This window comes from Lysinibacillus canaveralius, assembly GCF_047301505.1.
Classification (GTDB): Bacteria; Bacillota; Bacilli; order Bacillales_A; family Planococcaceae; genus Lysinibacillus_B.
The window spans coordinates 1,607,315-1,625,903 of the sequence record NZ_CP154840.1 but is presented as its reverse complement, the minus strand read 5'-3'; the positions used below and the strand labels follow the sequence as shown (position 1 = coordinate 1,625,903).

Below are 18,589 nucleotides of genomic sequence, written 5' to 3'. Positions count from 1 at the left end.
CAAAGCGAGGGGTAGATGATAGAGAGAATACGCAAATAGATTACAAAAACTTATTTTCCATCATTCTCAATACACCATCGAATAAAGTACGATTGCTATTGATACAGTTTCCCGCCAGCCTCTTTGAATTGTTGTGCCTTCTCCTTCAGTCCCTCTTCAATCATTTTCTGAGTTTCTAGTTCGTTTTCTTTTACCTGGTTCCGAATATCGTGGGAGATCCTCATACTGCAAAACTTCGGTCCGCACATCGAACAAAAATGCGCTACCTTCGCCCCTTCAGCAGGCAGCGTCTCATCATGATATTCCATAGCCCGTTCAGGATCTAATGATAAGTTGAACTGGTCGCGCCAGCGGAATTCGAAACGGGCTTTCGATAATGCATCATCTCTTTTTTGTGCACCCGGATGCCCTTTTGCTAAATCTGCGGCATGTGCGGCAATTTTGTAAGTGATGACCCCTTCTCGCACATCATTCCGGTTCGGTAAGCCTAAATGTTCCTTTGGTGTCACATAGCACAGCATCGCCGTCCCGTACCAACCGATCATTGCAGCACCGATTGCCGATGTTATATGGTCATAGCCCGGTGCGATATCCGTTGTAAGAGGGCCTAGTGTGTAGAACGGTGCCTCCTGGCAAATTTCCAATTGCTTATCCATATTTTCTTTTATGAGATGCATCGGCACATGACCCGGTCCTTCAATCATCACTTGTACATCATGTTTCCAGGCAATCTTTGTTAGTTCACCAAGTGTTTCAAGCTCCGCAAACTGTGCTTCATCATTTGCATCATGAATGGAGCCCGGCCGCAAGCCGTCGCCAAGGGAAAACGCCACATCATAAGCTTTCATAATTTCACATATTTCTTCAAAGTGCGTATAAAGGAAGCTTTCTTCGTGGTGAGCTAAGCACCACTGTGCCATAATCGACCCGCCCCGGGATACAATACCTGTTAAACGGTTGGCTGTTAACGGGATATAACGCAGAAGCACTCCCGCATGAATTGTGAAGTAATCCACCCCTTGCTCTGCTTGTTCGATTAATGTATCACGATAAACCTCCCATGTGAGATTTTCTGCTATCCCATTTACTTTTTCAAGCGCTTGATAAATCGGCACGGTACCAACCGGAACAGCAGCGTTTCGAATAATCCATTCCCGTGTTGTGTGAATGTTTTTCCCTGTCGAAAGGTCCATCATTGTATCCGCTCCCCAACGTGTCGCCCAAAGCATTTTTTCAACCTCTTCCTCGATCGTAGAGGACACAGCTGAATTGCCGATGTTCGCATTAATTTTGACATGAAAATTGCGTCCTATAATCATCGGCTCCAGCTCGGGGTGATTAATATTGGAAGGGATAATGGCGCGTCCTCTTGCTACTTCACTTCGAACAAATTCAGGGTCCATATTTTCGCGGATTGCAATGAACTCCATTTCAGGTGTAATGATTCCCCTCTTTGCATAATGCAGCTGTGTGACATTGTTCCCTGCTTTCGCTCTTAATGGTTTACGTTTTAAAGCAGGAAATGCCTTTTCAGTAGCACGCGGGTCATTGTTACTTTTATAGCCGTTGTCTTCAGGCTTGATTTGACGCCCTTCATACGCTTCAACGTCTCCCCGCTCAAGAATCCATTTCTCTCTGAGAGCAGGCAGCCCCTTTGTAAAATCCGCTGAATAGTGAGGGTCGGTATAAGGACCGCTTGTATCATACACACGAACCGGCGGATTCTCCTGTTCTCCTGCTGCTCCAGTGGTCGCACTTAGCTTGATTTCCCGCATCGGCACGTTCAGATCAGCTCTTGAACCTGTTACATATACTTTTTTGCTTGATGGAAAGGATGACATAGCGGCAATGCTTGCTTTGTTAAATGAAGTAGTTGACATAAAAATCTCTCCCTTTAAAAGTATTAGGGGACGAGACCCAGAACAAAGTGGCAAAGGGAAACAAACTATACATGATGCGAATCACCGCAGTTAACTTAAACAGCGTCTATATTTCTACTAACAAAAAGTGTTACTCCTTTTTTACTTTCTGCTCAGTAAGAAGCTGTTACACAATAAAAAAGCTGAATCCATCTATAAAAATGGACCCAGCGTACATGTAATCGTTTGCTAATACATGAAGAACACTAACTTCCCTACGCTGGCATGATCCAGATCAGGTCCAAAGGGTCAAGAAACTTCACAGCGTTTCCCTCTCAGCCCAACTCATTGGACTCCCCTAGTTATTACTATTGAGTTGCAAGTTTAGTATACAGGAAGTGTTATGAAAATAAAAGAATATTTTCTAACTATTTTGTATAATAAGACGTTCCAGCCGCTATATGCCCTGAATGCTTATTCTCGTATTTCGATTCCGAGCATCATGGCAAATAATGCAGCCTGCCCCGGGGCAATTTTGCAGCCTTGTACCTGCTTCAGGTCAACATGCAGCACCTCAAATATCGACTGACTGAAATCAAGTCCCTTTAACGTAGTTTCCTCAAAGCTCGCATCATTCAAATCACACGAATCCCATTGCAGCCCGTTATGCCGTACGTGATAAAAATCCGTTCCCTGCATCGTACAGTGGGAAAATTTCGTTTGGTTAAACGTGGATTCCGCAAAAACAGCATAATTGGCAAAACACTGCGTGAAATTCGTTTCTTGAAAATGCCCTTCGGCAAAGCTTGTTCCTACCAGCTTGCAATTCACGAAGTTTGTACGGTAGAAATAGCCGCCTTCCCACTTGCTGTTCGATAAGTCACAATGTTTGAACAAGACATCCGATACATCAAACTTTGAAAAATCACATGCCTGAAATACACAATGTTCAAAAACAACGTTCGATAGGCTGTATTTTTCAAGCCTCCATTCATCCACTACTTCGTGGCGGATCACACATTCCATTACTTCCTCAGCTTTAAAAGCGTCTGAAATTGTTACTTGCGGATATTCATCATATCGTGTAATACTGAACCTCTCCTAACTTTCTAAAAAACACGCTGTAAAAGTAGTGTTTCATAAAGTATTCACTTCATTCATATATCTTGCAGCAGTTGGGATAGACTGCTAGTTTAGTAATTGGTCCGTCATCCCAAACAAGAATGCACATACAAAAATACTCATAAGGACCCCTATCAGCACAGTAAGAAAGACAGCCAGCTTAAAGTATCCTCCGCTCTGATTGAACTCTTCTGTTTCTCTCATATAAAAATAAAAACTTGGCAGCAGCAATAAAATCCCTACTCCTGTCTGCCATGACCAGGATACGTCCGCTTCCATACTCGCTTCAGTGAATAGAAGCACGAAGATACCGAACAGCATACCGTAGCTATAATATTTCGCAAAATGATAAAAGGTAAATAAACGAGCTCTTTCCCTTTCGATCCGTTCTTTTCGTGACAAAATAATTACTCCTTCTAATGCTTTTCATAGATGTAGAAATCTCTTTCTTCTATTAAAAATATACTATACTAATACTGAAATTTCCCGACTAATTTAATTAAACCGTCAAGCAGGCTGTAAAAACACTTGTTATTTATCTTTCATTTACCTATGCCTATCTGTTCTTGCCTGGATATATCGATAATAAGCGCATGTACCATTTTTATTGTGTAATTCTACATTTCAGCCGCCTTCCCCTTTATACAAAAAACATCTTCCAATCTACTTTTGGCTTACTGCCGTAAGTAAACGTAAAGATGTTTTAAGCGTCTAGAATGCTCCATTTCACAAAGCTTCCGCATTTTTGTTTAATCGGTTTATCAGCCCCGCCAGCTGCCCGATTTCCTCTGGTGTGAATCCCTCATATAGGTCATCCATAAACTGTTCTTTGCCCATATTGCAGCCGTTCAATAGCTGCATTCCTGCCGGTGAAATGGTAACAAGGACTTCCCTATTGTTTTTTTCGTTGCGTTTCCGCATAACCAGCTGTTGTTTCTCAAGGATTTTTAAATGACGCGTAATCGCGGCCTGATCAATCGCCAGCGTCTGCTGCAGGGCTGTTTGTGTCATATAGTCATTTTCCTCTAAAGCATATAAAATCTCATAGCGTGTTAAGCTAATCGCTGTTCTTTTTTCAAATGCATGTGTTACCCGGCGATCGATATTTTTCAACATCAAAAAAACTTGTCTTAACTCGTTTCGACATGCTGACATGCTGACCCTCCTATTAACTATACTCTCTTTAAGCATACGCTATCTCTGACATTTCTAAAAGCTTCATACCTATATATCCCCAAAACGAGAAAAAGCTACCTTGAATTCTTTCTCTCAAGATAGCCCCCTTGTATATGATTAAGAAAAACGAATAACTTGTTCAAATGGCAAGCGTGATGAACCGTATGCTGGTGCTGCTTCTTTTCCGATTGCAATCAGCACGATTGGTAGTTCATTTTTCGGTAAGGCAAATTTTTCAGCGAATTTCACTTTATCAAAACCGCCCATTGGTACTGTGTCGTATCCCATATCTTTTGCTAAAAGCATAATTTGCATCGAAATCAAACCTGCATCAAAATGTACGATATTTTTCAATACCTCTTCAGGTGCATTACCGTATAAATCTAATGAGTTTGTAATCATTAAATCTGCAAGCTCGCGCGGCATATAACCTCTTTCTGCATTTGCATCATAGATCTGCTTCGCATTTTCGTACATTTTCACATCGCCAAGTACGGCAATAATGGCAGATGAAGTTTCCACTTGTTCCTGGTTGTTAGCAATTGCACGCAGCTCTTTCTTTTGATCCTGGTCATCAATGACAAGGAAACGCCACGGCTGCATATTACTTGAAGAAGGAGCTGTTGTCGCCTGCTCAAGTATATGCTGCAGCTGCTCGCGAGAGATTTTCACGCCTTCTTTATATTTACGAACCGATTTACGATCCTCCATAAGTTGTTCTAATGGTGTTTTAGTTTGTGACATATTTATCGTCCTTTACTATAGTTAGATTTTTAACAACATCCCCATTATAGTTGAGGGGTCAATTATTGACAAGTCATTTGTTTGAGAGGTGCACTTAAGCTTCAGCATTCCAATATAGTTTGTGCAAAGTGGATCAAATCAACTACATTTTCGGTAACAAACTAACTTATTTTGAAATACGATTAATTAAAAAAAATATCCTCAAGCAGATTTACGTTTCGTTATCTCCCTTCGCTGATCAGTAATCGTCGTTCTTGAGGGAATAAGCCAAAGTCGTCTGAATCAATACCCTTTAAATTCTTCATTTTTTACATAGCCAGAGTAAAATCAAAAAAAGGGCTGTCCAAGAAAGATTTCTTGGACATACCCTCTTGCTTTAGAATTAGAAACACTGCAATGTAAACTGAACTTTATCGAATTGTTTATTAGCTAATGAGACTTTATCTATGCAGAAATAAATAATGCCGGAATCTCCCCATAGCAATTCTAAATCTTCTTCATCCGAATCGATCTGCAGAAGAAGAACAGCTTCTTCTGGTTGTAGATCAAACACATCAAATACATCATTTTGAATGCTAAATGGATATCCTAACATATAGTGAGCCGGTTCATAATTCCCTTGCTCATCACTTGGCTGGGTAAGTTCCTGTCTCATTTCAGAGTAGTTATCTTCATCTTCATCACTAAATTCCATATCTTCTGGATACTCAGGTAAAGTCATCTGGTTTGCGAAGGCCGCCTTAAAGACAGGTAATGGGAAGTAGTCTTCTGTTTCTTCCGGGTAATCCTTCCTTTTTAATTCTTTTTCATCACCGTCAAAGTATAAAACCTTAAAACATCCTTCATCTTCTCTAAATCCCCATGGCTGCTCTACTACATCATAAAATACATAAAGGATTCCACTGCTTGGAAGATTCTCTTCAACGTCATATGACGTAAGCTCTTTTAAATTGAACTGTCCTAAAAAAGAGAGTGAGCTATTATTGTATGTTGGAAACTCCCAGTCTTCCGGCATATCCGGGAGACCACCGATTTTAGAGGAGCCTAACGGAATTTGCTCTTCCTTCACTTTATTTTTCATCATTTTAATTGATGGCCTTGCTGCATTTAAAATAGCTGCCTCTTTGTGAAGTAACCCGTATTTTTGCAATAGTTTCTGTAAATCTTGCAATTTCTTTACCTCCTGTATTTTTATTCTAATTCTATCAATATTGATACGTTGCACAGGTGAAGAAAGTTTCTTACATTAATGAATAGCTTGCTGCATAAGGAAAGAGCGCAATTCTGCTCCAGAACTGCACTCTTATATGATTTATCAAGTCAAGTATAACCGCCTTTACTTTTTAAGAGCTGCCTACTACTAAAACTACCCTTCCTTACAAACTCGCCGTTATCCTATGTATGACAAAAATGCTGCCCGTGCTGTAAAATAAGCCGGTGGATAAAAGCGTTAATCCATATTTGGAGTTAACACGACTTATGCAAAAACGGCCATTCCATCAAAAATGTTTCTGGAGCTTCGATTTTGAAAACCAATACATCGTCACCCCAAAGAATATTCCGCCAAGACCCCAAATTAAAACATTCCACCATCTGACATCTATTTCACCAGTCGAAAGATATGGTGATACATATTCCATAAAAACTAACATAAACAATCCCCACTGGAAACCAGCCAAAGAGGATGCTTTCTTCAATTGTTTTTTCTTTTCTTCGTATTCTTCAATAGAAGCACAATCTGTTTCATCCAGATGTTTTTTTCTTATTTTAATAACAGTCATAGTTGCGTAAACCATATTAATCAGGAAAAGTGAAGGCGTCGCAAACGATAGTGTGTTATGAATTGTATCCATTATAAGACTGATGAACATTAAAAACATGGATAAATACCATAACAAAATTCCAGAAAAGGCTAACTCCTTATATATTTCATAACGCTGATATTCATCTCGATCGTCTAGTACTCCGATAAAACGATTAAGAATTTGATTCTTCATTAGTATTCTCCTCCCAAAATAAAGTATTAAGGTCTGTATTAAGTTCCTTTGCTAAGGCAATACACAAAGATAAAGAGGGATTGTACTTATCATTTTCAATTAAATTAATGGTTTGTCTTGCTACGCCTACCCTTTTAGCAAGTTCAATCTGAGTAAAGTTGCAATGTTTCCTATACTCTTTGACTCTATTCAAGCCAAACACCCTTTCATTCACCTTATATAAGTACATTATATGTGACATTTCGATTTAATGTCAATTATATATGACATTATTTTTCAATAGTAAGAAGTGCACGTTTATTGTTTCCTCTTAAAATCAATATAAAAAGACCGCCGTATGGGGCGATCTCTTCTTATAAATACGCACTTCTATAAGCTATATTTATTCCCTGCAAAGTCTTTTTGTCATTACGTTTACTCAAAAATCTGACACAGCAATTCCCGCAGTTCACCTATATAGTCAGTGTTAAGGAATGCACCTACTGTCACATATCGGGATATAGCCAAGGAATTGCCGGTGGTATTCCCGCTTCCGGCAATAAATATATATAAACAAAAAATATACATATAAATAGTCCAAAAACTGTAACAAACAACGAAAGTATAGGTTTTTTACATTTAATCAGACTGTATAAGCCGCAAAAGAAGCTCACTATGCCAATAGATAACTCTAATAGAGCAATAGGATAAACAGAATACTTTTCGATAACGAATACTCTGCCAACGTTGAATATCGTAATAAACAAGAGAAAAATAATTTGCAGCCTTAACCCAACCGTAACAGCCAAGTTTTATTCCCCCTAAATTGATACATAAAAAACATATGTAAATTACTCTACTTTTTGTTAAAGCGAAGTCACCTAGTTTCAATTACCTCTCATTTGGTCCAGATGCAAGTCTCTTCAATCTGGCACGTTTACAGAACAAGAGAAATCTATATACTGCCGCATAATTTTTAACCTACTTTTTATTAACACCACGCAACCTCACAATTTACACTAAATAAAAAGAAGCCATTTTGAAAAGATTGATCAAAATGGACTCTTATCCAGCAGGATGAAATTAGGCTTTTATAAAAAGTTTGATCCTTTGCAGTCCTTATTCCAATAAAGCAGCCGCTGCTTTACTATTACTTCTTACTATTTTCAGGATTCTCCACATATAAGCCTAATACATAACCGCAATTAGAGCAGTAATAGGAGGAAATGGGTGACGATAGACTTCTTGGATTATTGTAGGAAAACATTTGAACGACAGCATTTCCCGACCCAATCATTCCCTTCTCGATTTGGCTGTTATTACATTTAGGACATTGTTTTTCTTCCATCTTTCTCTCTCCAATCCACCAAAACTGGCAATATCAGTACCAATTCTTATTCTTCTATACTAATTACGAAATAAAAGGAAATTAGTTTCCTTTTATTATTTAACCATTTCTCTCTATTAGCAAGCAAGACTCTACTTTTATAAGAACGTTCGAATAAGTTCATCAATAATACAGCCTGATGGAGTATCACAACGAACCCACCAGTATATCATTCTGGGATTTCAGTCAATTAGTGTACCTAAACCCTCTATTAAACGTTCAGCATTAAAAAAACTGCAATAGCTTACTAAGGCAGGAAATAAAATCGTAAAAGAAGAATGTTGAATTCCATTTTGCAAATTGATATAGTATTTGGTAAATATGTAATCGATGATGTGATCAAGTAAATAGGAATTGTGAGACAGAAAATATAGCCTAGGCTGAAAGCTATATCACCCCTTCTTATTGAACCCTGCCACGGAGATGTTAGGTAAAAGCTAACCGGGTCGTTTCGTTACAAACGGATCGAGGACTTAATATTTATTATTAATGTCAAACGAAGGTGGTACCACGTCTATGAGCATAAAGACGTCCTTTTTAGGACGCTTTATGCTTTTTTTATTCTTAATTATTTCATTTCTAAGGAGGAAAAAACGATGTCTCAAAAAACAAATGATTTTTCAAAGTGGTATATTGATACGATTCAAAAAGCTGATTTAATGGATTACACGCCAGTTCGCGGTTGTATCGCCTTTAAGCCAGACGGCTATGAATTATGGGAGCATATCCAAACAGAGATGGACAAGCGCTTTAAAGAAACCGGCCACCGCAATGCCTATTTCCCAATGTTAATTCCCGAATCATTCTTTCAAAAGGAAAAGGATCATATTGAAGGCTTCTCACCGGAGCTGCCTTGGGTAACAGAAGCAGCCGGTGAAAAATTAGAGGAACGTTTAGCACTGCGCCCCACTTCCGAAACAATGATCGGACATCTGTATTCAAGCTGGATTAAGAGCTACCGGGACCTGCCTGTTTTAATTAACCAATGGGCGAATGTATTCCGCTGGGAAAAGAAAACTCTTCCATTCATCCGTACTTCAGAATTTTTATGGCAAGAAGGTCATACTGCCCACGTCGATGAAGAAGATGCACGAAAAGAAACGATGCAAATGCTGACGATTTATAAAGAAGTTGTAGAAGGATTGCTTGCCATCCCAGTTTACGACGGCCAAAAGACGCCATCAGAACGCTTTGCCGGTGCTGTAGATACATTCTCCATTGAGGCAATGATGAAAGATGGAAAAGCGGTACAAGCAGGTACTTCCCACTACTTAGGCACAAAATTCGCAGAAGCATTTGATATTAAATATTTAACGAAAGAAAATAAGCATGAATATGTGCATACGACATCTTGGGGAACATCCACACGTTTAATTGGTTCGGTCATCATGGTTCACGGTGATGAACAAGGTCTTGTCCTGCCGCCTAGAATAGCGCCGACGCAAGTAATTTTGATTCCAGTAGGCCCATGGAAAAAGAACCCGGCAATCATCGAGAAATTAGATGAAATTTTTGCCGCTTTAAAAGCAAAAGGAATTCGCGTTCGTCTTGATGATTCTGATCAATCACCGGGCTATAAATTTAATGAATGGGAGCTAAAAGGGGTTCCTGTACGTATTGAGCTTGGCCCTCGTGACTTAGAAAATAACCAGGCTTTACTAAAGGCTCGTGATGAAGAAGAAAAAATCGCCGTACCTTTAGAGTCAATTGTTGAAAGCATTGAAAAAGAGCTTGAAACAATGCAAGCGCGCCTTTTTGAAAAAGCAAAGGCTTTCCGTGCGGAGAATTCCCATACTCATATCGATACGATGGCACAGCTGGAGCAGCATTTAGCAGAATCTGAGGAAAACGGCACAATTCCAGGCTGGATATTAGCAGGCTGGTGTGGGGACGATGCTTGCGAAGAAGATGTAAAAGAAAAAACTAAGTTTACAACACGCAACATTCCGTTTAACCCGCCGACAACAAAGCATACATGCATTCACTGCGGCAAAGAAGCACAACATACGGTTTGGTTTGCGCGTGCATATTAGTTTTGATTAAAGAAATATACAAACAGCAAAACGGCAGCTAACCCGCTGCCGTTCTATTTTTGTTTTCATCCTATAAACTCAATAAATAAGCCTCAATGGTCCACCCGCTAATACCGCTCGCTACAGAACATACGATAATCAACAGACTTAACACCAGTAAAATGTTCTCCAATATAACAAGACACCTATTTTATAGGCATTTTATAAAGGTAAATACTATAGTGAACAAAAATAAAATAGGCACTTCGTAAATAGAGCTTTCAAATCGGCCGTTGTAGTACTCAATTAGCCTCTTGATCAGCAATAGCATAGCCATCATGCTTGCTATAAATAGTCCGTTGGAGGCATGAAAATAATAGAGGCTCAAGCCATTTGCTAACATGTAGACAATATACATGCCAATCCCTGTGAAGAAGTAAGCCCGCCACTTTTGCCCTTCCAATCTTTCTTTCCTTTTAGGGCTAATGTGCAAAACAATCGCAATGTATACTACAATTAAATAAGAAAGTACTATTAATCGCCCTAGACCAGCCAATGATCTTTCCGCGAAATCAGACATCATTATTTCAATGTCCCTTGCTTCCTCAATCGTAAGAGGTAAAGATTGTTTTGTATTCATATCGACCAATAAATATTGAGCGTCATAGGTGAGTACAGCAAGTTGTGCCGCAGATTCCTTAGACATCACTAAAAGCAGCTGCTGTCCTGGCGTTTCAGGCAATTCACTTATAGAGTTATCCAACTCATATAGCCTTGTCACAAATGGCTGGAGCAGGGACAAACCCTCTTCGTCTATTTTATTTTTATCGAAGTAATACCAATTTATCATGCCTGTTAAATCAGCGGTTGAATCGTTTGCTGTGACATATCCTTTTTCAATCGTTAAAGGGCTGGCAGCAGCAGTTTCATTTACATGCTGCGGGCCGTTAAAGAAAGAGGCTATTAGAAAAACAAATAGGATGACAGCAGCTGCAAAAACACCATAATAGCTGCGCTTTTGATATTTTTGACGCCGATTAATTACTGCGTGAATCTTGTTAAAAGAGCTTTGTTTAGCTGCTTGCGTACGTTTCGGTGCCTGTAACTGTGCCAGTTCTTTATCCATATGCTGCTCCTCCTGTCATCTTCTTTTCAAGAGCCTTCATGCCTCGCTCCGTAGTATTTTTTACCTTTGCTTCGTTCCAACCTAAAACTGCCGCCGTTTCTTTAATCGAAAGACCCTCAATTTTTCGTAAAACAATGGCTATTCGATAATCAAATTTCAAGCTTGCAATTGCCTGATAAAGCGCTCTTTTCTCTTCTTCAATGGAAAAAAGCTGCTCTGGTGAAAGGGTTAGAGCGACATCTTCCTCACTTTTGGTAAATGAAATAAATCGGATTTTCCTTTTTCGCTTAAAATGGTCATATGCTATATTTTTAGCAATAGTTCGCAGCCATGTTAATACATTTGAATCCCCGCGATATGTATGCTTTGCTTCATAAGCCCGAATAAATGTCTCCTGCATGAGATCTTCTGCCAACTGTACGTCTAATGTCATAAAATATAAAAATTGATAGATTTGATCACTATGCATTTCGTAATGGTGCTCTAACTGAAACAACCTTTTCACCTCCTAGTTATCAACCTAGACGATTAAATCTCTGCTTTTACTCACCCATTATTAAATAAAACCAATAATACATAAATTTTGAAATACATTTCTTTCTGATTTATTTCCTCTATAGCGGGTACTAATAGAAGGAGCCTTCGAGCAATGCGTTAGGATGTGACTATATGTTTGCACTATCGGACCTGTTGTCGCTCATCATTTCTGCATTTATCATCCTGCCCGTCGTCATCTTCCTGCGGGAGGCAGGCTATCTAATTGTCAGCTGGTTGTTTGGTGTCATCAATCCCAGGCTGACAATTGGCTCCGGCCCACGGGTACGGAAGGTCGGAATGATCGATATCCGGAAATATTACCATGTGTACAGCTGGTTTTCATATGATGGGTTAAAACGGGAAAGTAAATTGGCCTATATTTGTATCTATGCAGGACCAATTCTCACCAATCTCACCCTTGCCATCCTTATCAATTTTCTAATCGCTAATGGATGGATGGAGGAGTACAAAACGTTTTGGGACCGCTTTATTTTTTATGCATTCTATTATGTATTATTCGATATCGTACCGATGAAGACTGTCAACGGGAAGCCAAACAATGGCATGATTATTTATGAAATGATTCGTTACGGAAAGCGAATCGACTATAATAACGAGGCCTTCCTTCCAGCCACCTCTGAAATGGAAGAGGAGTATCAAAAGCAGATGAAGCAGATTGAGGAAATTAAAAAAGAACGGGAAGAGGAAGAAAATAAACACTAAGTCAATTGTGACATATTTGAAAAGAAATAGATTGCCTGGACATGTATAAAATGTGTCCGGGCTTTTCCGGTTATTGAGGTATTATACTGTTCTGAATAGCAGGAGCACTTGTACATGGAAAGCTCATTTTACGAAATCGCTGTTTATCAAGGTTTAACTAATTGAAAGTACCCATTTATAATCCCTGCCATTTGTGTACTAATAATAACATTGTTTATACTATTGTATAAAATTGGATTTTTGTGAATTTCAAAAATCCAAAAAGGGAGTGGAAATTATTGTTAAGACTTTTCGTAACAAGACACGGGGAAACGATATGGAATACGGAAAAAAGGATGCAGGGATGGAATGACTCAGAGTTAACAGAGGCTGGAATAAAAAATGCAATAGCGCTGGGGAACAGATTGAAGGAGATAGATTTTCAGTCTATCTATGCAAGCCCGAGTAAGCGGACAGTCAAGACTGCCTCGTTCATAATAGGCGGCAAAAACCAGCCAATAATAGAAGATGAGAATCTCCGCGAAATCAATTTAGGAGAATGGGAGGGACAAACACACGACTATCTAAAACAAAACTATTCGAAAGAATATCATACATTCTGGAACACCCCCCACCTTTATACTGCTAATACAGGAGAAAGCTTCTCTCAGGTGCAAGAAAGGGTTGCTAATTTTTTAAAGCGGATACATTCGGAGCACGATGATGGAAATATTCTTGTTGTCACGCACACAGTATTCATAAAGGCATTGTTATTGCATTGCAAAAAGCTATCTATTGAGGAGTTATGGACCCCCCCTTTTATACATGATACGAGTTTAACAATTATCGAAGTTAAAAATAGAGAGCTGGAGATCAACCTAGAGGGTGATATAACACATCGAAATATACATGAATCTTAAGGGTGAAGAACGAAGCTGGGGTAAGGATATTTCAAATTGCATGATACATAATACGGTACACTCATTCCCCTGGAAGTCATCAGCACAGCTATTAATTACAGATCAGATCAATGAAAGGGTGGATAGTTCCCTAAAACAAAGCAGCCAATTTATTCCCACAAAAGGTTGACAATTATTCCCTCGGCACATAAACTAATATCAATAGTTAATTAACTAATCATATTAGTTTAAGGAGTTTCCATATGAAAATTACAAAAAGCAACACTCTGTTTCAGCTTTCTTTTATGCCTCGATTATTTCCTGTAAACTGCTATTTGGTTGAAGAAGAACAGGAACTGACGCTGATTGATGCCGCCATGCCTTATAGTGTAAAGGGAATTATCCGTGCCTCGCTGAAAATTGGTAAGCCTATTACAAAGCTCATCCTTACACATGCCCACTCAGATCATGTAGGGGCTTTAGATGCGATAAAAAAGCTATTGCCGGATATTGAGGTAAGCATTTCTACACGTGATGCAATGCTGCTCGCAGGTGATACAACGCTGTTAGAAGGTGAACCCGCATCTCCTATCCGAGGAGGAGTGCCTAAAAACATCTTGACTAAACCGGACAGATTGCTGATGGAAGGTGACTATATCGGTTCATTGGAAGTTATTGCTTCCCCTGGACACACCCCTGGATCGATCGCATTGCTCGATAAGCGTAACGCTGGTTTAATAGTGGGAGACGCTTTTCAAACGCGGGGAAAAGTGGCTGTTTCCGGCTTGGTCGTCCCCTCCTTTCCCTTCCCGGCATTGGCTACTTGGAATAAGGAGAAAGCGATTAACAGTGCAAAAAAATTAGCGGCGCTTCAGCCTGCATTGCTTGCTGCAGGCCATGGAAAAATGATTGTAGAGCCCACTCAGGCCATGATGCAGGCCATTAATGAAGCTGAAAAATTATTAAAGTAGGAAGTGTAATGGATATGTCTCGTCGTGCAAAAATCGATTTGGAAATTATTTTACAAAAATCAACGGAAATGATTGATAAAAATGGACTCGATTATCTGTCCTTTAGCCTGCTAGCAAAGGAATTGGAGATTCGCCCACCTTCCTTATATAACCACGTGAATAGTCTGGATGACCTGAAGCAGCTGTTAGCCATCCAAGGCTTGAAAGGCCTTTATGAATATATGCTGCTTGCTGGCATCGGTAAATCTGGTGATGAAGCGATTCATTCCATCAGCAGAGCCTATGTTGAATTTGTCAGGAAGCACCCAGGGCTCTATATGGCAGCCACTCGGATTCCCCATTCCCTGAATGAGGAATTCGCACATCATCAACAGGCTATCCTGCAGCTTGTTGTACGTGTTCTTGAAATATATGAGTTGAGCGAAGAGATGGCTATTCACATAGTAAGAGGATTACGGAGCATTTTGCACGGCTTTACATCGCTTGAGCAAATGGGAGGGTTCGGCATGCCATTAGACATCGATCAAAGTTTGACCATTTTAATCAACACCTTTGTCGAAGGTATTCATTCCATAAGCAGGAGAGAAAAAATGACTGATTAGAGTGGTTGTCCATTTTAAGAATAAGGCATTTGAAACCGAGAGATCCAATGTGATGCTAATTGATTTATCATTATAATAAAAAAGATTAGATTCTCATAGGAACGTATGAGCATGGTAAATCATTCACCCCTGCTCTTCTGATCACTTATTTATCCCTTTGGCACTACTTAAAAGTTTGTATTGAACTTGAGCAGATTTTCACCGGATATTACCAGCACCCTCCCCCTCTCAATGAACCGCTTTAATAAGCTCAAACAGCTTCAAAATACTTTTAGGGAATGTCCGGTCCTTCATTGTGCTTAAATAGACGTTCCGGTGCAGGAATTGGCTTTGCACGGGGCGTGTCAGGAGCCCCTCTGATAAATGCTGCTCCACATACTGCTGTGGCAGCAGTGCAATTCCCAGCCCCTCTTCTACTAATACTTTAATCATTTCGAATCGCTCTATTTTATATTGAATATTCGGCAATATGTTTTCCTGCTCAAATGCCTTTAGTATTTGAGCACTTGTTTGAAATTCAGGCATGCCGATAATCAGTGATTCTTCTGTAAAGTCTGCCAGCGTGATGATTTCCTTTACCGCAAAGGGGTGATCTTTTTTGATTAACGCAACGTATCGTTCGTTATACAATAATTCACTTTGTATTTCCGAATCGACAATGTACTGGTTTGTAATGACTGCATGTACATGCAAACCGAGCAGTGCTTGCCTGACCGTTTGATTATACAGCGTATCGATCAGCGTTATCTGGTTATATGGATAGTGTTTTTGATAGGCAAGTATGACTTGTGAAAACCAGTAATTGGCTGATTCTATCATACCCAGCCGAATTTCTAACGCCTCCCCTTTTGCCATCTCCTTCAGCTCGGTTTCCATTACCTCAAATTGAGCAATCATTAGCTGAGCACGCTCATAAAATTGCTGCCCTAACTCTGTCAGCTGAAATTGTTTTGTTGTCCGTTCAATTAGCGGTGCCTTGATTTCTTGCTCTAGCGTCTTAATCGCATTGCTTAAAGAGGGCTGTGAAATATGTAAAGCTTTGGCAGCCCTTGAAAAGCTTTTATGCTTCACTGTTTCTGTGAAATAAATCATCTTTCGTAAATCCAATTCTTCACCCCATTTATAGTTTGAAACTATTATAAGATACAAAATCAATATTTGTATGAATAAACAATTAAAAATATAATAAAAATATCAATTTTTCAGTCTATTGGAGGGTGAATACGATGCATAAAGAGATAGATTCAAACGTTTGGCAAGGCCGCATTGACCACGATACAGAGCACACTTATTTCCGTTATCACCAAATCGTCCAAATGGCACCAGCTGCCGCACAACGAACAATCGGTTTAATCGGTTTTGCATGCGATGAAGGTGTACGACGTAACAATGGCCGTGTTGGTGCGAAGGAAGCACCTCTATCGTTACGTAAGCAGCTCTCATCACTGCCTTGGCGTCATCATAACTCTGATACATCACTTATTGATTTTGGCGACGTCATTTGTGAAGGCGAAGAATTGGAGCTTGCCCAAAAGGAGCTTGGAGATAAGGTAGCGGACATTTTGAACCACGGAAAAGCGATTGTGCTAGGCGGCGGGCATGAAACATTATACGGCCAATATTTAGGGGTGCGGAAAACTGCCGGCCCTGATGCCTCAATCGGTTTACTCAATATCGATGCCCATTTTGATATAAGGTCATATGACATTCAGCCTTCATCCGGGACGATGTTCAAGCAGATTTTAGATGAGGATCCGCATGCACATTATTTTGTATGCGGTATTCAGCAATATGGCAATACGACTGCTTTATTCGAAACAGCGGATCAATACGGTGTGCAGTATTTCTTGGATGAACAGCTGGAATCCGCCTTGTTCACGGCAAAATTACAAGACTTTATGGATGCCCATGACGTCCTGCTTGTGACACTTTGTATGGATGTATTAAATGCCGCTGAAGCGCCGGGTGTCAGTGCACCTTCACCATTTGGTTTGTCCGCTGTACAAGTTCGTGACATTTTACGCAAAATGGTCTCTCATAAAAAGACGGTAAGCTTCAGTATTTGCGAGGTGAATCCAGCACTCGATATAGACAATCGAACAGCAAAACTCGGCGCCTGCTTCATCAATGAAGCAATAATGAACATCTAAGACGAAACAACAAGGGGGATTTTTATGGCATTAAACCAAATCACAACATTGTGCCTAGCTGTAACATTATTTTTGATCGGTTCACTTTTAGTAAAAAGAATTGGCTTGTTAAATCGGTTCTGTATTCCAGCGCCAGTCGTTGGCGGCTTGCTGTTTGCGCTGTTAGCAACGGTATTAAAAAGCTTCGATATTGTAGAAATTACACTCGATACTTCCCTGCAATCCCTTTTCATGATTACGTTCTTTACAACAATCGGCCTTGGGGCGAGCTTCAAGCTGGTGAAATTAGGCGGGAAGCTGCTGATTATTTACTGGCTTGCTTGTGGTTTCCTTGCTCTTATGCAAAATGTAATTGGCGTTTCATTAGCGAAAGTAATGGATATCCATCCATTAATCGGCGTTATGGCCGGTGCTGTTTCCATGGAGGGTGGACACGGGGCCGCTGCTGCTTATGGGGAAACAATTGAAGGGCTGGGTGTAGCTTCTGCTGTCACAATCGGGATGGCTGCTGCTACATGCGGATTGGTAGCCGGCGGACTTGTCGGTGGCCCGGTTGTACAGTACTTAATTCGCAAATTCCATTTACAACCTTCCTCTGAGGAAACAGAAGAATATGTTGAAAAAGCTCAGCATCCGATTACGGAAAAATCCTTCATGATGCAGGTTTTCTTGATTACTTTCTGTATGGCTGCTGGTACATATATCGGAGAATGGTTCTCTACATTGACAGGATTTGTGTTACCAGGATATGTAGGTGCGATGTTCACAGCGGTCATTGTCCGCAATATTGTTGACCGTTTCAACCCTGAGTTAATTAATATGAAAGAAATCAACTTGATCGGCGATATTTCCCTTGGTATTTTCTTATCGATGGCGTTAATGAGCATCAAGCTATGGGAAATTGCAGACTTAGCATTGCCATTATTCATTATTATTTTAGCGCAAGTTCTTTTCATCGTATTGTTTGCGGTATTCATTTTGTTCCGCCTGCTCGGCAAAAACTACGATGCAGCGATTATGGTATCCGGTTTCCTAGGCCACGGACTTGGTGCTACTCCAAATGCCATGGCGAATATGTCAGCCGTGGTCTCAAAATTTGGTCCATCGCGCAAGGCATTCCTGATCGTACCAATCGTTGGTGCATTCTTGATCGACGTATTTGGTATGCCGATTATTATTACTACCATTAATATGTTTAAATAAGCGTGACTCACACTTAATGAACGCGTAAGCTCTTGTATTACAGGGGCTTGCGCTTTTTCATCATGTCATGTCCCTCACGTTCCTATTAGCCTCGACTACACTTATCATCTGCTATGCAAAATG

General features: G+C 40.0%; 19 protein-coding genes and 1 riboswitch. Of the genes, 7 read left to right on the top strand and 12 right to left on the bottom strand.

Annotation, left to right across the window (positions count from 1 at the left end):
* Positions 1–95 precede the first annotated feature (95 nt).
* From thiC to AA0Y26_RS08045, 9 genes are all read right to left on the bottom strand, one after another.
* Positions 96–1,880 (bottom strand): phosphomethylpyrimidine synthase ThiC, encoded by a 1,785-nt coding sequence (gene thiC, locus AA0Y26_RS08085; RefSeq protein ID WP_413366727.1) that lies wholly within the window; start codon positions 1,878–1,880, stop codon positions 96–98.
* A 234-nt stretch (positions 1,881–2,114) separates the two neighbouring features.
* Positions 2,115–2,229, bottom strand: a riboswitch (TPP riboswitch).
* A gap of 104 nt (positions 2,230–2,333) precedes the next feature.
* On the bottom strand, positions 2,334–2,885 hold the full coding sequence (locus AA0Y26_RS08080; RefSeq protein ID WP_413366725.1) for a pentapeptide repeat-containing protein: 552 nt from the start codon (positions 2,883–2,885) through the stop codon (positions 2,334–2,336).
* A gap of 162 nt (positions 2,886–3,047) precedes the next feature.
* Positions 3,048–3,383, bottom strand: a complete 336-nt coding sequence (locus AA0Y26_RS08075; protein WP_413366723.1) for a hypothetical protein — start codon at positions 3,381–3,383, stop codon at positions 3,048–3,050.
* Between the two features lie 324 nt (positions 3,384–3,707).
* Positions 3,708–4,136, bottom strand: coding sequence for a MarR family winged helix-turn-helix transcriptional regulator (locus tag AA0Y26_RS08070; protein ID WP_413366721.1), 429 nt, complete (start codon positions 4,134–4,136; stop codon positions 3,708–3,710).
* Between the two features lie 138 nt (positions 4,137–4,274).
* On the bottom strand, positions 4,275–4,901 hold the full coding sequence (locus AA0Y26_RS08065; RefSeq protein ID WP_413366719.1) for a nitroreductase family protein: 627 nt from the start codon (positions 4,899–4,901) through the stop codon (positions 4,275–4,277).
* 382 nt (positions 4,902–5,283) lie between these two features.
* On the bottom strand, positions 5,284–6,072 hold the full coding sequence (locus tag AA0Y26_RS08060; RefSeq protein WP_413366717.1) for a YwqG family protein: 789 nt from the start codon (positions 6,070–6,072) through the stop codon (positions 5,284–5,286).
* A gap of 328 nt (positions 6,073–6,400) precedes the next feature.
* Complete coding sequence (locus AA0Y26_RS08055) at positions 6,401–6,898, bottom strand: DUF3278 domain-containing protein (RefSeq protein ID WP_413366715.1); 498 nt, start codon at positions 6,896–6,898, stop codon at positions 6,401–6,403.
* Positions 6,879–7,091 (bottom strand): helix-turn-helix transcriptional regulator, encoded by a 213-nt coding sequence (locus tag AA0Y26_RS08050; protein ID WP_413366713.1) that lies wholly within the window; start codon positions 7,089–7,091, stop codon positions 6,879–6,881. The genes AA0Y26_RS08055 and AA0Y26_RS08050 overlap by 20 nt, the downstream gene beginning before the upstream one ends.
* Before the next feature lie 936 nt (positions 7,092–8,027).
* Positions 8,028–8,225, bottom strand: a complete 198-nt coding sequence (locus AA0Y26_RS08045) for an acetyltransferase (RefSeq protein ID WP_413366712.1) — start codon at positions 8,223–8,225, stop codon at positions 8,028–8,030.
* Between the two features lie 635 nt (positions 8,226–8,860).
* On the opposite strand from AA0Y26_RS08045, the gene proS reads away from it, so the two are divergent.
* Positions 8,861–10,297: a proline--tRNA ligase gene (proS, locus tag AA0Y26_RS08040; protein WP_413366710.1), complete on the top strand. Its 1,437-nt coding sequence runs from the start codon at positions 8,861–8,863 to the stop codon at positions 10,295–10,297.
* A gap of 190 nt (positions 10,298–10,487) precedes the next feature.
* On the opposite strand, the gene AA0Y26_RS08035 is transcribed toward proS, so the two are convergent.
* Together AA0Y26_RS08035 and AA0Y26_RS08030 are read right to left on the bottom strand one after the other, a co-directional pair.
* Entirely contained in the window at positions 10,488–11,402 is a 915-nt protein-coding gene (locus tag AA0Y26_RS08035; RefSeq protein WP_413366708.1) for a hypothetical protein, read from the bottom strand.
* Positions 11,395–11,898 carry an RNA polymerase sigma factor gene (locus AA0Y26_RS08030; protein WP_413366706.1) on the bottom strand — a complete coding sequence of 168 codons (504 nt, stop codon included), beginning with the start codon at positions 11,896–11,898 and terminating at the stop codon, positions 11,395–11,397. The genes AA0Y26_RS08035 and AA0Y26_RS08030 overlap by 8 nt, the downstream gene beginning before the upstream one ends.
* Positions 11,899–12,071: 173 nt before the next feature.
* On the opposite strand from AA0Y26_RS08030, the gene AA0Y26_RS08025 reads away from it, so the two are divergent.
* The 4 genes from AA0Y26_RS08025 (at position 12,072) to AA0Y26_RS08010 (ending at position 15,113) form a co-directional block, all read left to right on the top strand.
* Entirely contained in the window at positions 12,072–12,662 is a 591-nt protein-coding gene (locus AA0Y26_RS08025) for a hypothetical protein (RefSeq protein ID WP_413366704.1), read from the top strand.
* A 242-nt stretch (positions 12,663–12,904) separates the two neighbouring features.
* Entirely contained in the window at positions 12,905–13,561 is a 657-nt protein-coding gene (locus AA0Y26_RS08020; RefSeq protein ID WP_413366703.1) for a histidine phosphatase family protein, read from the top strand.
* A gap of 242 nt (positions 13,562–13,803) precedes the next feature.
* Entirely contained in the window at positions 13,804–14,511 is a 708-nt protein-coding gene (locus AA0Y26_RS08015) for an MBL fold metallo-hydrolase (protein WP_413366701.1), read from the top strand.
* Positions 14,512–14,525: 14 nt separating this feature from the next.
* Complete coding sequence (locus AA0Y26_RS08010; protein WP_413366699.1) at positions 14,526–15,113, top strand: TetR/AcrR family transcriptional regulator; 588 nt, start codon at positions 14,526–14,528, stop codon at positions 15,111–15,113.
* A gap of 228 nt (positions 15,114–15,341) precedes the next feature.
* Here the strand turns inward: AA0Y26_RS08010 and AA0Y26_RS08005 are convergent, their stop codons facing one another.
* Positions 15,342–16,220 carry a LysR family transcriptional regulator gene (locus AA0Y26_RS08005; RefSeq protein ID WP_413366697.1) on the bottom strand — a complete coding sequence of 293 codons (879 nt, stop codon included), beginning with the start codon at positions 16,218–16,220 and terminating at the stop codon, positions 15,342–15,344.
* Between the two features lie 119 nt (positions 16,221–16,339).
* On the opposite strand from AA0Y26_RS08005, the gene hutG reads away from it, so the two are divergent.
* Positions 16,340–17,263 (top strand): formimidoylglutamase, encoded by a 924-nt coding sequence (gene hutG / locus AA0Y26_RS08000; protein WP_413366695.1) that lies wholly within the window; start codon positions 16,340–16,342, stop codon positions 17,261–17,263.
* 18 nt (positions 17,264–17,281) lie between these two features.
* Positions 17,282–18,466: a sodium/glutamate symporter gene (gene gltS / locus AA0Y26_RS07995; protein ID WP_413368113.1), complete on the top strand. Its 1,185-nt coding sequence runs from the start codon at positions 17,282–17,284 to the stop codon at positions 18,464–18,466.
* Positions 18,467–18,589: the final 123 nt, after the last annotated feature.

Excerpts from the sequence above, each read along its gene's own strand:
- hutG (WP_413366695.1), top strand. The coding sequence starts at position 16,340 with ATGCATAAAGAGATAGATTCAAACGTTTGGCAAGGCCGCATTGACCAC.
- AA0Y26_RS08045 (WP_413366712.1), bottom strand. The coding sequence starts at position 8,225 with ATGGAAGAAAAACAATGTCCTAAATGTAATAACAGCCAAATCGAGAAG.
- AA0Y26_RS08035 (WP_413366708.1), bottom strand. The coding sequence starts at position 11,402 with ATGGATAAAGAACTGGCACAGTTACAGGCACCGAAACGTACGCAAGCA.
- AA0Y26_RS08055 (WP_413366715.1), bottom strand. The coding sequence starts at position 6,898 with ATGAAGAATCAAATTCTTAATCGTTTTATCGGAGTACTAGACGATCGA.
- proS (WP_413366710.1), top strand. The coding sequence starts at position 8,861 with ATGTCTCAAAAAACAAATGATTTTTCAAAGTGGTATATTGATACGATT.
- AA0Y26_RS08010 (WP_413366699.1), top strand. The coding sequence starts at position 14,526 with ATGTCTCGTCGTGCAAAAATCGATTTGGAAATTATTTTACAAAAATCA.
- AA0Y26_RS08025 (WP_413366704.1), top strand. The coding sequence starts at position 12,072 with ATGTTTGCACTATCGGACCTGTTGTCGCTCATCATTTCTGCATTTATC.
- thiC (WP_413366727.1), bottom strand. The coding sequence starts at position 1,880 with ATGTCAACTACTTCATTTAACAAAGCAAGCATTGCCGCTATGTCATCC.
- AA0Y26_RS08015 (WP_413366701.1), top strand. The coding sequence starts at position 13,804 with ATGAAAATTACAAAAAGCAACACTCTGTTTCAGCTTTCTTTTATGCCT.
- AA0Y26_RS08080 (WP_413366725.1), bottom strand. The coding sequence starts at position 2,885 with ATGGAATGTGTGATCCGCCACGAAGTAGTGGATGAATGGAGGCTTGAA.
- AA0Y26_RS08070 (WP_413366721.1), bottom strand. The coding sequence starts at position 4,136 with ATGTCAGCATGTCGAAACGAGTTAAGACAAGTTTTTTTGATGTTGAAA.
- AA0Y26_RS08065 (WP_413366719.1), bottom strand. The coding sequence starts at position 4,901 with ATGTCACAAACTAAAACACCATTAGAACAACTTATGGAGGATCGTAAA.